The sequence below is a fragment of the Paenarthrobacter sp. FR1 genome (assembly GCF_051106045.1).
Lineage (GTDB): Bacteria > Actinomycetota > Actinomycetes > Actinomycetales > Micrococcaceae > Arthrobacter > Arthrobacter nitroguajacolicus_A.
Map to the genome: position 1 here is coordinate 643,989 of NZ_JBPFSF010000001.1, position 12,681 is coordinate 656,669.

At 64.8% G+C, this 12,681-nt stretch carries 9 protein-coding genes; 6 read left to right on the forward strand and 3 right to left on the reverse strand.

Annotated features, from left to right (window positions below):
- Positions 1 to 84 precede the first annotated feature (84 nt).
- Genes ACR30Z_RS03035 through ACR30Z_RS03050 form a run of 4 tightly spaced genes read left to right on the forward strand, consistent with a single transcriptional unit; the run spans position 85 to position 6,357 of the window.
- Entirely contained in the window at positions 85 to 1,419 is a 1,335-nt protein-coding gene (locus ACR30Z_RS03035; RefSeq protein ID WP_434371166.1) for an ABC transporter substrate-binding protein, read from the forward strand.
- On the forward strand, positions 1,416 to 2,363 hold the full coding sequence (locus ACR30Z_RS03040; RefSeq protein ID WP_144648658.1) for a carbohydrate ABC transporter permease: 948 nt from the start codon (positions 1,416 to 1,418) through the stop codon (positions 2,361 to 2,363). The genes ACR30Z_RS03035 and ACR30Z_RS03040 overlap by 4 nt, the downstream gene beginning before the upstream one ends.
- On the forward strand, positions 2,360 to 3,274 hold the full coding sequence (locus ACR30Z_RS03045) for a carbohydrate ABC transporter permease (RefSeq protein WP_434371167.1): 915 nt from the start codon (positions 2,360 to 2,362) through the stop codon (positions 3,272 to 3,274). Before ACR30Z_RS03040 ends, ACR30Z_RS03045 begins: the two co-directional genes overlap by 4 nt.
- Complete coding sequence (locus ACR30Z_RS03050; protein ID WP_434371168.1) at positions 3,274 to 6,357, forward strand: glycoside hydrolase family 2 TIM barrel-domain containing protein; 3,084 nt, start codon at positions 3,274 to 3,276, stop codon at positions 6,355 to 6,357. The genes ACR30Z_RS03045 and ACR30Z_RS03050 overlap by 1 nt, the downstream gene beginning before the upstream one ends.
- A 72-nt stretch (positions 6,358 to 6,429) precedes the next feature.
- On the opposite strand, the gene ACR30Z_RS03055 is transcribed toward ACR30Z_RS03050, so the two are convergent.
- Positions 6,430 to 7,812, reverse strand: a complete 1,383-nt coding sequence (locus tag ACR30Z_RS03055; RefSeq protein ID WP_434371169.1) for an MFS transporter — start codon at positions 7,810 to 7,812, stop codon at positions 6,430 to 6,432.
- Positions 7,809 to 8,342, reverse strand: a complete 534-nt coding sequence (locus ACR30Z_RS03060) for a winged helix-turn-helix transcriptional regulator (protein ID WP_434371170.1) — start codon at positions 8,340 to 8,342, stop codon at positions 7,809 to 7,811. The genes ACR30Z_RS03055 and ACR30Z_RS03060 overlap by 4 nt, the downstream gene beginning before the upstream one ends.
- Positions 8,343 to 8,662: 320 nt before the next feature.
- Between ACR30Z_RS03060 and ACR30Z_RS03065 the strand changes: the two genes are divergently transcribed.
- Both ACR30Z_RS03065 and ACR30Z_RS03070 read left to right on the forward strand, forming a co-directional pair.
- Complete coding sequence (locus ACR30Z_RS03065) at positions 8,663 to 9,169, forward strand: hypothetical protein (protein WP_434371171.1); 507 nt, start codon at positions 8,663 to 8,665, stop codon at positions 9,167 to 9,169.
- Positions 9,170 to 9,285: 116 nt separating this feature from the next.
- Complete coding sequence (locus tag ACR30Z_RS03070) at positions 9,286 to 11,424, forward strand: phosphocholine-specific phospholipase C (protein ID WP_434371172.1); 2,139 nt, start codon at positions 9,286 to 9,288, stop codon at positions 11,422 to 11,424.
- An 86-nt stretch (positions 11,425 to 11,510) separates the two neighbouring features.
- On the opposite strand, the gene ACR30Z_RS03075 is transcribed toward ACR30Z_RS03070, so the two are convergent.
- A complete protein-coding gene (locus ACR30Z_RS03075) occupies positions 11,511 to 12,674 on the reverse strand; it encodes a cystathionine gamma-synthase (RefSeq protein ID WP_144648664.1) in 1,164 nt (387 codons plus the stop codon).
- Positions 12,675 to 12,681: the final 7 nt, after the last annotated feature.

Genomic DNA, 12,681 nt, shown 5'->3' on the forward strand with positions numbered 1-12,681 from the left:
TCTGTTACCGTGATCACAATCGACGTGCCGGGGCCGCTCTCCGAGTGCCGGCAGCGTCAACCTGACACGAAGAGGTGAAGGCTCATGACCCGTTTCACTCGAAGACAACTTCTGGGCGCAGGCCTGGGCACGGCAGCCATGGGACTGCTGTCCGGCTGCGCGACGCCGGGAACCCAATCCGTCAACGCTGCACCCACCATCCCCGCCGCCACCGGTCCAGTGCGGCTCACGTATTGGGCATGGCTGAAGGACTTCCAGAATGTCGCCGACATCTGGAATGCACAGAATCCGAACGTTCAGGTGGACGTCGTGTGGATCCCGGGCGGCAACGCAGGTGGATACCAGAAGCTGTACTCGGCCCTGGCAGCCGGCGGTGGACCGGACCTGGCGCAGGTGGAGCTCCGTTCCATTCCGGAGTTCATGCTGGTCAACGGGCTGGTGGACGTCTCCCGCTACGGAGCCAACGACCATGCGCACCTCTACGACCCCACTCTGTGGAAGCAGGTCAGCTACACGGGCGGCGTCTACGGATTACCCCAGGACTCCGGACCCATGGCCATGTTCTACCAGCCAGCCATCCTGGACAAGGTGGGCGGAACCAGCCCCACAACCTGGGACGAATGGGCGGAACTGGCCCGCGAGCTCCGTTCCGTGGACACGTACCTTGATTGCTTCCCCATCAGCGACGCCTCGCCCTTCGCCTCCTTCGCTGGTCAAGCAGGAGCTGCCTGGCTTCGTCCAGAGGAGAATGGCTGGGTCATCAACATGACCGACGACGCGACGCTGAACACCGCGCGCTTCTTCGACAAAGCGATCGACGACGACCTCGTCACCACTGCGTACGGCGCCTTCTCGCCGGGCTGGTTCGCTGCGGCAGGCAAGGGCGGCATCGCCTCCACCGTCACCGGCAGTTGGGGCGATGCGCTGGTGGAGGGCGTCAGTGGTTCCGAAGGTAAGTGGCGCGTTGCCCCCATGCCCACATGGGACGGCACCGGGTTCGGGTCCAGCTACCTGGGTGGTTCCACCGCGGCCGTGCTTGCCAACAGCAAGCACCCCAAGGAAGCGGTGGAGTTCGCCGTCTGGCTGACAACCTCACAAGAAGGCATCGACGCCGAGATCAAGAACAGCGGCATCGGGTGGTCCCCGAATCCCGATTTCATTGGAACGGACCGGCAACAACCTTCGGCCTTCTTCGGCGGCCAGGACTACAACCAGGACGTCTTCGTCCCGGCAGCGCAACAGCAGAACCGTGACTGGTCCTGGTGGCCGGTGACCCAGCAGTCCTTCAACATCCTGAGCGACGGTTTCCGCAAGAAGGCCTTCGGGACCTCCTTGGTGGACTCCATCGCGGCTTCCGAGCAGCAGATCATCACCGTTTTCAAGAACAAGGGCCTCACCATCCGGAAGGAAACGGCATGACGACCACTCGTACAGCACCTGCCGCAAGGCGTCCCGCCGACGTACCCCGGCGCAGCAAGCGCACTGGCGCAGCAGCACGCGCGCCTTGGCTCTTGCTGGCGCCGTTCCTGGGGTTGTTCGTCCTCACGTTCCTGCTGCCAATTGTTGTAGCCATCCTGTCCAGCTTCACCAAAGTGACCAGGAGCGGACTCTTCGGCGAGGCCGGCGTGACCAGCGAATTCGCTGGGTTCAGCAACTACGCGCAGGCCTTGGCAGATGGCAGCTTCGTAGCCTCGATCGGCCGGATGCTGTTGTTCGGCATCGTCCAGGTGCCCGTCATGATCGTCCTGTGCACGGTCTTGGCACTGATGTTGGAATCGGCTTCTGCCAAGTGGCCCGGATTCTTCCGCGCCGCCTACTTCATGCCCTACGGTGTCCCCGGCGTCATCGCCACCATCCTGTGGTCCTTCCTGTATGTGCCCGGCCTCAGCCCACTGTTCGACGTGGCCAAGATCGTGGGCCTCACCCCGGACTTCCTGGGTGCCAACAGCGTGCTGTGGTCCATCGCCAACATCGTCACGTGGAGCTACACGGGCTACAACATGCTGATTATCGTGGCGCAACTCAAGGCCATTCCGGTGGAACTTTACGAGGCCGCCAAGGTGGACGGTGCGTCGACGTGGCGCGTGGCCCGGAGCATCCAGCTCCCCCTGATCCGCCCGGCACTCATGCTCACCACGGTGTTTTCGATTATCGGAACGCTGCAGTTGTTCGCGGAGGCCCAGGTCCTCAAGACCGTAGCCCCTGCCATTGACAGCCAGTACACGCCCAACCTCAGCGCTTACACCACGGCCTTTGCCTACAACGACTACAACGTCGCTGCCGCCCAGTCGGTCATCATTGCCGTGGCCGCGTTCGCCCTTTCGTTCGCCTTCCTCGCACTCACCAACAGGAAGTCATCATGACCGCAACCGCTACCAAGCCACCCGTCACGCCCGCTGCCAGGGCCCGGTCCGCGGGTCCAGACCGATCAGCCGGACGACGGCGGTCGTCCACGATCATCGTCACCGCCCTTTTGGTGGTGGTGGCCCTCTACTTCCTGATTCCCGTGTACTGGGTCTTCGTTGCCTCCACGAAGTCCACGGCGGACCTCTTCTCCACCAACGGCTTCTGGTTCGCTCCTACCTTCTCCTTGTGGGAGAACATCGGCCGTGTTGTCAGCTACGACAACGGGATCTTTGGCCGCTGGTTCCTGAACTCGGCCATCTACGCCGGCGTCGGTGCGCTCCTGGCCACGTACTTTGCGGCAGCAGGCGGCTACGCCTTGGCCAAGTACGAGTTCAAGGGACGCAACCTGGTGTTCGGCACCATCCTCGGCGGCGTGCTGGTTCCCGGTACAGCGACGGCGCTTCCGTTGTTCCTCCTGTTCAGCCAGATGGGCCTGGCCAACACGTACTGGAGTGTGCTGCTGCCCTCGTTGGTGTCGCCGTTCGGGCTGTTCCTGTGCAGGATCTACGCGCAGGCCACCGTGGACACCTCGCTGATCGAGGCCGCCAGGATCGACGGCGCGGGCGAACTCCGCATTTTCCACACCATCGGGCTCAAGGTTCTGACCCCGGCCCTGGTCACCGTGTTCCTGTTCCAACTGGTGGGCATCTGGAACAACTACTTCCTGCCGCTGGTCATGCTCTCCGACTCCGAGCTCTATCCCATCACTCTGGGACTGAACAATTGGCTCAGCCAGGTGGACCGCTTGCCCGAATTCTACGAACTGACCACGGGCGGAGTATTGCTCTCCATCATTCCGCTCAGCATCGCCATGATTGTCCTGCAGCGCTTCTGGCGCGGTGGACTCACAGAAGGAGCCGTTAAGTAATGACCACGTCATTGATCGCCAGCTACATCACCGACCGCGGTCCGGGAACAGGCAAGAGGCTTCCGGCCCGCTCGTGGCTGCACACGGACGCTCCCACGCTTTCGCTGAACGGGCAGTGGCGTTTCCGTTTCCTGGCAGGCGCTCCCGGCACTCCGGGTGGACGCGGTGTTCTCCCGGCGGGCGAAGCAGTTGAGGGTGTTGCCGAGGAGGCCTTGGACGATTCCGGCTGGGACAGGATCCCGGTTCCTGCGCACTGGGTGTTGGAGGGCGACGGAGCCTACGGGCGGCCCATCTACACCAATGTCCAGTTTCCGTTCCCCACCGACGCACCGCATGTCCCGGACGAAAACCCTACCGGCGACTATCGCCGGACGTTCGAACTCCCGGCGGATTGGGACACGGCAGCCAGGACAGTACTGCGTTTCGACGGCGTCGAGTCCCGGTACAAGGTGTGGCTCAACGGAACCGAGGTCGGCGTGGGTGCAGGTAGCCGCCTGGCTCAGGAATTCGACATCACCCACACCGTCCGCGAGGGCCTGAATGTCATTGCCGTACGTGTCCACCAGTGGTCCGCGTCCAGCTACATCGAGGACCAGGACCAGTGGTGGATGCCCGGAATCTTCCGCGACGTGACACTTCAGGCACGCCCCAGGAAGGGCATCGACGACGTCTGGTTGCGGACGTCCTTCACGGCCGGCTCCGGCGTCATTGACCCGGAGATTACCGCAGACCAGTCTGCCTTCCCCGTTCGCCTGTCCGTCCCGGAACTGGAGGTCGACGTCGTATGGGACTCCCCTGCCGACGTCGCCCCGGTGGCGATTCCCGCCGTCGAGCCTTGGTCCGCGGAGGTTCCGCGTCTCTACAACGCGACGGTGGCCAGCGAAGGCGAGACCGTTTCGCTGCGGTTGGGCTTCCGCACCGTGGAGATCCGGGGCGACCAGTTCCTGGTGAACGGCCGGCGGGTGGTGTTCCATGGCGTGAATCGGCATGAGACGCACCCGGACCGGGGCCGCGTCTTCAATGAGGAGTTCGCCCGCGCGGACCTGGCCCTGATGAAGCAGTTCAACGTCAACGCGATCCGCACCAGCCACTACCCGCCGCACCCCCGTTTGCTGGACATCGCTGACGAACTGGGCTTCTGGGTGATCCTGGAATGCGACCTTGAGACCCACGGTTTCGAACGGCACGGCTGGGTGGGCAACCCCAGCGACGACCCAGCCTGGCGCGAGGCGTATGTGGACCGCATGGAGCGCACGGTGGAGCGGGACAAGAACCACCCGTCCATTGTCATGTGGTCGCTGGGCAACGAGTCCGGCACCGGTTCCAACCTCGCCGCGATGTCCGCGTGGACCCACGCCCGGGATACCGGCCGGCCGGTCCATTACGAGGGTGACTACACCGGCGCCTATACGGATGTGTACTCGCGGATGTACTCGTCGGTGCCGGAAACGGAGGCGATCGGGCGCGATGATTCCGGTTCCCTCCTGCTCGGCTGCTCCGCTGCGGAGTCGGCGCGGCAGCGTACCAAACCGTTCATCTTGTGCGAGTACGTCCACGCGATGGGCAACGGCCCGGGCGCGATCGACCAATACGAGGACCTCGTGGACCGCTACCCGAGGCTGCACGGCGGGTTCGTGTGGGAATGGCGGGACCACGGCATCCGCACCACCACGGCCGATGGTACGGAGTTCTTTGCCTACGGCGGTGACTTCGGCGAGGTAGTGCACGACGGGAACTTCGTGATGGACGGCATGGTCCTGTCCGACTCCACGCCCAGCCCGGGCCTCTTTGAGTACAAGCAGATCGTCGCGCCTATCCGTTTGGGCTTCTCCACCGAAACGCACGACGACGGCACGCGCCGCTTCGTTTCTGTCGCCAACCTGCGGCACACGGCCGATTCCTCGGATATCGTGCTGCGCTGGCGCACCGAGGTGGACGGCGTGGCGAACGCTTCCGGCGAGCTCGATGTAGTCACCTCAGTGGGCACCCCACTGGCCGCAGGCACTACGACGCGGATCGAGTTGCCGGACTTCGCGCCCTTGGCATCCGGCGAGTATTGGCTGACGGTGGAGGCCGCCCTTCGTAAGGACACAGCCTGGGCTGAGGCCGGGCACGTGATCTCGGCCGCTCAGCTGGAACTGACCGGGGCCCGTCCTCACCTGGCCGCACCGCGCCCGCTGGCGTCGGTTGGCGGGGCCGACGGTGGGGAGGGGAGCGTTTCGCTGGGCCCTGCCCGCTTCGAGGAAGGCCGGCTCGTCGCTTTGGCGGGATTGCCGGTTTCCGGTCCGCGCCTGGAGTTGTGGCGCGCCCCCACGGATAACGACGCCGGCGCGGGCCGTGGCAGCTACGACCTCGCCGATGCGTGGCTCAACAACGGCGACGGCGTTCCCGCTCCTTCCATGGAAACCGTCTGGCGCGCCGCTGGCCTGGACAGGCTCACGGGCCGGGTGGAGAAAGTCACGGCCAGCGAATCCGGTGTCGTCATCCAGACCCGCTACTCCGCAGCCGACGCTGCCCGCTGGGTCTCCGTGGAGGAAAACTGGCAGCTGTCCGACGGCGAGCTGTGGCTTCGCCTGGACATTCTTCCGAGCGCCGGCTGGGACATCATCTGGCCACGCGTCGGCGTCCGATTCGACCTGCCCGGATCCGTGGATGGTGCCTCATGGTTCGGCGCCGGGCCGCGGGAGTCCTACCCGGACAGCATGCACGCGACGCTGGTGGGCCGATACTCGGCGGGCATTGACGAACTCGCGGTGCCTTACGCCAAGCCGCAGGAATCAGGTCACCGCAGTGCTGTCCGGTCCTTGGCCCTGCAGAACTCCGGCACTCCGTGGTTGCAGCTCAATGCCATCCCCGACTCCCGTGGCCGCTTGCCGGGCTTCACGCTTTCGCGGCATACGGCCCAGGAGATCTCCGGGGCCGCGCACCCGCATGAACTGCCGGCAAGCCAGGCCAGCTACCTGTACCTCGACGCTGCACAGCACGGCCTCGGCTCCAGGGCTTGCGGGCCGGACGTCTGGCCGGATTATGCCTTGCGACCGGAAGCCCGGACTGTGACGTTCCGGATCACCGAAACGGGCTAGTACCCCCATTGCGGGGCCTGCTCTGCGCACGTCCAGCGGAGAATGGAGCGCAGAGCGGGCCCCGCAACACCGTCAGGCAACAGCGATGGGTTCCTTTTTCACCGCGTCCTTGCGGATGGTGGCGCTGATGACCGCAGCCACGGTGCACATGGCAGCCGCGCCCAGCCAGGCGTAGTTGTAGTGCCCGGTGGCGTCACGAATGAAGCCTGCAGCGAGGGCGGCAGCAGCTGCTCCGAGCTGGTGGGCGGCGAAAACCCAGCCGAACACCACTGAGCCGTCCGCGCCGAACACTGAGCGGCAGATCGCCGCGGTGGGCGGCACAGTGGCCACCCAGTCCAGCCCGTAGACCACCACGAAGATGATCATGCTCGGTTCCACGGAGGAACCCAGCAGCAGCGGCAGCACCAGCAGGCCTATCCCACGGAACTGGTAGTACACGGCCAACAGGACTTTAGGGTTGAACCGGTCGGTCAGCCAGCCGGAGGCGATGGTCCCCACGATGTCGAAAATCCCGACGACGGCCAACAAACCTGCCGCCGTGGTTTCCGGCATGCCGTGATCGTGTGCAGACGGAATGAAGTGCGTGCCGATGAGCCCGTTGGTGGTGGCACCACAAATCGCGAAGCCGGCCGCCAAAGCCCAGAATGTACGGACTCTCATGGCACGCCTGAGGACTTGCACGGCACGGACGGCCGCGTTGGGGGAATCCCCTGAGCCTGGCGCGGCAACCACCGCGGCGGGCTCGCTGGCTGTCGTCGTGGGGGTTCCGGCGTCGGGTGCTTGCGTTTTCGGTGTTTCAGCACCGTAAGGCAACACTCCGACGTCGGCCGGTGAGTTCCGCAGCCAGCGCAGCACCAGCGGGACCACCGCGAGCGCACCCGCGGCGATGAGCAGCGACGCGCCCCGCCAGCCGGGGTTTTGGGCGAGGGCGGCGATAAAGGGCAGGAACACCAACTGCCCGGCGGCGCTGCCCGCGGTCAGGATGCCGATCACCAGTCCGCGGCTCTTCGCGAACCACGTGTTGGCGATGGTCGCAGCGAAGACGAGGGCCATGGATCCCGTACCGAGCCCGATCAGCAGCCCCCAGGTGAGGAGGATCTGCCATGACTGGTTCACCAACACGGTGAGGGCCGAACCCAGGCCGATAAGGCACAAAGCAAGAGCCGTGACCTTGCGGATTCCGAAGCGTTCCATCAAAGCTGCCGCGAACGGCGCCGTCAAGCCGAACAGGACCAGGTTGATGCTGACCGCCAGGGACAACACCGTGGTGGACCAGCCGAATTCCTGTTGCAGCGGGACCATCAGCACGCCGGGGGCTGCACGGAAACCGGCTGCCCCCACCAAGGCAAGGAAGGCCACTGCCGCAACAATCCACGCGGGGTGCAGTCGCCGTCGTTTCCCGGTGGGACCGCCCGTGGTGCCGGGCGGCGTTCCTGTGACGTCGGGAGCGGTCATACGGGGATCTCCGTTTCGGGGGAAGCCGGGGTGCGGTTTTCAAGGGGTGCGACGGCGAGTGGCAGTGGATGGTCGCTGCGTTTGAAGCTGTGCCAGCTCGTGTTGGCGGCGGTGAGCCGGGAGCCGCAGTGGGTGCAGGTGTCGGCGGACATCGTGGCCTCGCCGCAGTCTGTATGGATGACCTTCATATGGGAGACCTCGTTGGGAGCGTCCAAGTGCTTCTCCGCCCAAATGATGATGGCGTTGAGCACCGGCAACGCGTCCTCCCCCTTGGGAGTCAGGACGTACTCCTGCCGGGTACGTGCCCCATCCTGATAGGGGCGCTGGGCCAGGAGACCCGCTTCGAGGAGCCAGCCAAGCCGCTTGCTGAGGACGTTGTCCGCCACTTCCAGGCGGTGCTTCATGGCTTCATAACGGCCGTTCCCGAAGAAGATCTCCCGCAGGACAAGGCTTCCCCAGGGATCGCCAAGGACATCCAGGCCGCGGGCGAGGCTGCACGTGCGTGCGGACCAGTCGGAACGAAGAGGCATGCGCCAAAAATACCTGACTTTTCTAAAGAAAGCTACGATGCTGCCGATGCCCCTTTCGGCACGGCAGCAAATCCAAGTAGCGCCGCGCCAAAGTCGAGTATCCCCTCTGGCTTCCCAACGGCCAGGTAGTTCCTACAATCGAAGTGTCTGGGGATTTTCGAATATCCGTTCCGGCTTCCATAGCGGATCCACTCCCGCTTGGAGTTCCCATGACTCTGCAGGGTGACCCACAACCACAAACCGCGCCAACAGAACCTCCCCTTCGATTCCGAAGGCCAGCCCCGGGCATCTCTTTCAGGGCGCTGGTGGCGGCAGGTGCCATGGTCGCGGCAATCGCGCTGACCCCGCCCTTCCCGGGCGCGGCAACGTCAATGCCCTCAGATTCTTCCCCCGCCCTCCACGCCGTCGCGTTCGAGCGGCTGGCAACGCCCGCCGTCGTACGTCCAGTGGCGGCGCCCGCAGTGCAAGTGCCACCCGCCGAACTGAAACACGAGCCGGCAGCATGGACCATCCCCGTTGCCGGATCCGGGGGGCAGGATCTGGTGGATGCCTGCATTGGCCCGATCCACTACACGCCCACGGATGCCTTCTCCTTGTTCATCACCGAGCACGACTTCTGCGGCGGTTGGGCAAGGTTCTCGAGCATTGGCGTGGGCCAAACGGTGACCCTGGCCGGTTACGGAACCTACACTGTTTCGGCTCGTGGGCAGGTTCCCCTGGGTGGCACCACCAGCCACGTCTCGGAAGTCTTTGGCGGCTTCCCCAAAGCGGTGTTGCAGACCTGCATTCCCGGCACCAGCCAGATGCTGGTGATAGCCCTTAACTAACAAAGTCCACGTGTGATCTGCGCGACACACCCCCTCGGTTTGCCCCGGTTTCATCGGTAGTTCACTCGGGGTGCCTACGCTTGCCCGGTCAACTCTGACCACGAAAGGCACCCTGAATGTCCTCGAATACCCCTGAGACGGTTAATCGTTCAACCAATTCCAGCGAGCTCTCCCGCCGCGGCTTCCTCGGCACCGCAGCCGCAGCGACGGCGCTGGCGGCAACCGGTTCCCTCCTGCCTCCCTCTGTCCAGGCAGCGATGGCCAAGCCGGTGCCGCCCGGAAGCCTGCAGTCCATCAAGCACGTGATTGTGCTGATGCAGGAGAACCGTTCCTTCGACCATTACTTTGGATCGCTGCGCGGTGTCCGCGGATATGGCGATAAATCCGTGACACGACTGCCCAACGGAAAGTCCATGTTTGAGCAGCCCCGCGCCACCGGGGAGAGCGTGCTTCCGTTCTCCCTGCGCAAGGCAGCCGAACTCGCCGGCAGGCCGGGCTCCGACATCCAGTACCTCGGCGATCTGGACCATTCCTTCACAGGCACTACGACGGCATGGAACAACGGCTGGTGCGACAAGTGGATTCCCGCCAAGAGCGCGTCCACCATGACGTTCTACGAGCGTCAGGACATCCCGCTGCAGTACGAACTCGCGGACACCTTCACCATCTGCGATGCCTACCACTGCTCCGTCAACGGTTCCACCAACCCCAACCGCAACTACCTCTGGAGTGGCACCACGGGGAACGAGCCCGGCAGCCCCAAACGTGCGGTGACCAATGCGGCCTACGGTTATGATCACGGCGGCTACGACTGGACCACCTATCCCGAGCGCCTGGAACAGTCAGGGGTCTCGTGGAAGATCTACCAGGATTGGGACAACTTCACCGACAACGCCGTGGAATATTTCCAAACCTTCAAGGCGATTGGCCGCAAAATGCTCGCCTCCGTCGAGGGAAACTTCCGAACCACCGAGGAGTTCTACGACACGATCAAGGGCAAGTCCGCCGCTGAACAGGACCGCCTCCTTGCCCAACTGGAGAAAGGCCGCGCCACCCTCACGGACGCCGAGCGGACACTCTTCGACAAAGCCATGTGGCGCGGGCGGCCCAACACGCTCTTGGAACGCCTCAGCGCGGACATCGTCGACGGAACCCTCCCCCGCGTCAGCTGGCTGGTTCCGTCCGCGGCCGATTCGGAACACCCCGGAGCCTCCACCCCTGTGGGCAGCGCGAACTTCGTCTACCGCCTCCTGGACACCGTGGCCAGCAACCCGGAGACCTGGGACAGCACCGCGATCTTCCTGAACTTCGACGAAAACGACGGCTACTTCGACCACGTGCCGCCGCCCGTCCAGCCGCGCCCGGCATCCGGCGAGTCAACCGACTGGACCACGGCACGCCCCATCGGCCTTGGCCCGCGCGTGCCCATGACCGTGGTTTCGCCGTGGACGGTGGGCGGCTACGTCAGCTCCGAAGTCTTCGACCACACCTCGGTGCTCCGCTTCCTGGAGCGTTGGACGGGCGTGGAGGAACCCAACATCTCGCCGTGGCGCCGCGAAGTTTGCGGTGACCTGACCGGCGTCTTCAACTTCCAAACGCCCGGTACTCCGCCAACGCTCGACCACCCTGCCGCTGTTCCGGCAAAGATCAGCCGCTGGCGCCCGAATCCCCCGGCGGTCCAGGTGGCTCCGATCCAGGAGGACGGCAGCCGCCCGGCCCGCGCGCTCCCTTACCGGCCGCAGGTCTCTGCCATGGCCCAGCCCGGCAAGATCGCCCTCACGTTGGGCAACATCGGCACACGTTCCACGCACTTCACCGTGTATGGCTACGCAGGCGAAGTGACCGAACCGCGGCACCTGGATGTCCTCGGCAGCCTGAGCGTGGACCTCCCCCTCGCCTCCGGTACGTTCGACGTAGTGGTCACCGGCCCCAACCGGTACCAGTACGAACTGAAAGGCACGACGGCGGGCGCGGCGTCCGGCGTCGACGTCACCGTGAACGGTCGCCGCGGCAAGAAGGCAGTGGAGCTGGAGGTGCGCAACAACGGCACCGGGACAGTGACACTGACGCTGGAGTCGCTGCAGTATGCAGACGGCAAGGAAACCGTGAAGCTGAAGCCGGGACACAAGAAGAAAATCGGCTGGGAGACCCTGAACGGCTGGTACGACCTGGAAATCACTGCAGCCGAAGACGCGACGTTCCGCCGCCGCCTGACCGGCCGTGAAGAAGACGGCAACGAGGGTATCTCCGGCTAGCCGGACACCACAGGAAATCCGGCTCTTGTTCGCCTCCATCGCCGCGGAACGGTGTGGTGTGCGAGCAAGAGCCGGATGAGTGGGTCCTAGCTGATCTTGGCGAAGGCCTGCTCCAGGTCGGCGATCAGGTCCTCGGCTTCTTCAATGCCGCAGGAAAGGCGCAGGAGGTTGACCGGGACAGCCAGCTCGGTGCCTTTCACCGAAGCGTGCGTCATCTCGGAGGGATAGTTCATCAGGGATTCGATGCCGCCCAGGGATTCCGCGAGCGTGAACACCGAGGTGGATTCGGCGACCGTCCGAGCTGCAGCCTCGCCACCCTTGAACTGCACGGACACCATGCCGCCGAACTTCTTCATCTGCTTGGCAGCGAGGTCGTGGCCGGGGTGGTCCGGGAGGCCCGGGTACAGCACAGCCTCAACTTCGGGGCGCTGCAGCAGCCATTCAGCCACGGCTTGGCCATTCTCGCTGTGGCGGTCCATGCGGACTCCCAAGGTCTTCAAGCCACGGGTGGTCAGGAAGGCATCCATCGGGCCGGAGACGGCGCCCACGGCGAACTGGATGAACCCGATTTTCTCTGCGAGCCCGGCGTCCTTGACCACAATTGCGCCGCCCACAACGTCGGAATGCCCGCCAATGTACTTGGTTGTCGAGTGGACCACGACGTCGGCACCCAAGGCGAGCGGCGTCTGCAAGTAGGGAGACGCGAAGGTGTTGTCCACCACCAGGAGGGCACCGGCGTCGTGCGCTACAGCGGCGAGCGCCTCGATGTCGGTGATCTTCATCATCGGGTTGGACGGCGTCTCCACCCACACCAGCCGGGTCTTGTTCGCGGCTACGGCGGCCGCTACGGCGTCGAGGTCGGCCATGTCCACAGGCGTGTTGCCGATGCCCCAGTCGCCGAGCACGCGGTTGATCAGTCGGTAGGTGCCACCGTAGGCGTCGTTACCCAGGACGATGTGGTCTCCGGGGCGGGCGATCGCACGAATCAGGGAATCCTCGGCAGCCAGGCCCGAGCCGAAGGAGAACGCAGCCGTTCCACCCTCAAGGGCCGCCAGTTGTTCCTGCAGGGCGTCACGGGTGGGGTTGCCGCCACGGCCGTACTCGTAGCCGGAACGCAGGTTGCCGATCCCGTCCTGCGCATAGGTGGAGCTGAAGTGCAGCGGCGGCACCACGGCACCGGTCCGCGGCTCGAAGGCTTGCCCGGCGTGGACGGCGCGCGTGTTGAACCCGGCGTTGTTGGTGGCAGACATGGATGCT

What these genes read in the sequence shown, in the direction of transcription:
- ACR30Z_RS03060 (WP_434371170.1), bottom strand. Translation starts at nt 8,342, where the DNA reads ATGCCTCTTCGTTCCGACTGGTCCGCACGCACGTGCAGCCTCGCCCGC.
- ACR30Z_RS03055 (WP_434371169.1), bottom strand. Translation starts at nt 7,812, where the DNA reads ATGACCGCTCCCGACGTCACAGGAACGCCGCCCGGCACCACGGGCGGT.
- ACR30Z_RS03070 (WP_434371172.1), top strand. Translation starts at nt 9,286, where the DNA reads ATGTCCTCGAATACCCCTGAGACGGTTAATCGTTCAACCAATTCCAGC.
- ACR30Z_RS03050 (WP_434371168.1), top strand. Translation starts at nt 3,274, where the DNA reads ATGACCACGTCATTGATCGCCAGCTACATCACCGACCGCGGTCCGGGA.
- ACR30Z_RS03045 (WP_434371167.1), top strand. Translation starts at nt 2,360, where the DNA reads ATGACCGCAACCGCTACCAAGCCACCCGTCACGCCCGCTGCCAGGGCC.
- ACR30Z_RS03035 (WP_434371166.1), top strand. Translation starts at nt 85, where the DNA reads ATGACCCGTTTCACTCGAAGACAACTTCTGGGCGCAGGCCTGGGCACG.
- ACR30Z_RS03075 (WP_144648664.1), bottom strand. Translation starts at nt 12,674, where the DNA reads ATGTCTGCCACCAACAACGCCGGGTTCAACACGCGCGCCGTCCACGCC.
- ACR30Z_RS03065 (WP_434371171.1), top strand. Translation starts at nt 8,663, where the DNA reads ATGGTCGCGGCAATCGCGCTGACCCCGCCCTTCCCGGGCGCGGCAACG.
- ACR30Z_RS03040 (WP_144648658.1), top strand. Translation starts at nt 1,416, where the DNA reads ATGACGACCACTCGTACAGCACCTGCCGCAAGGCGTCCCGCCGACGTA.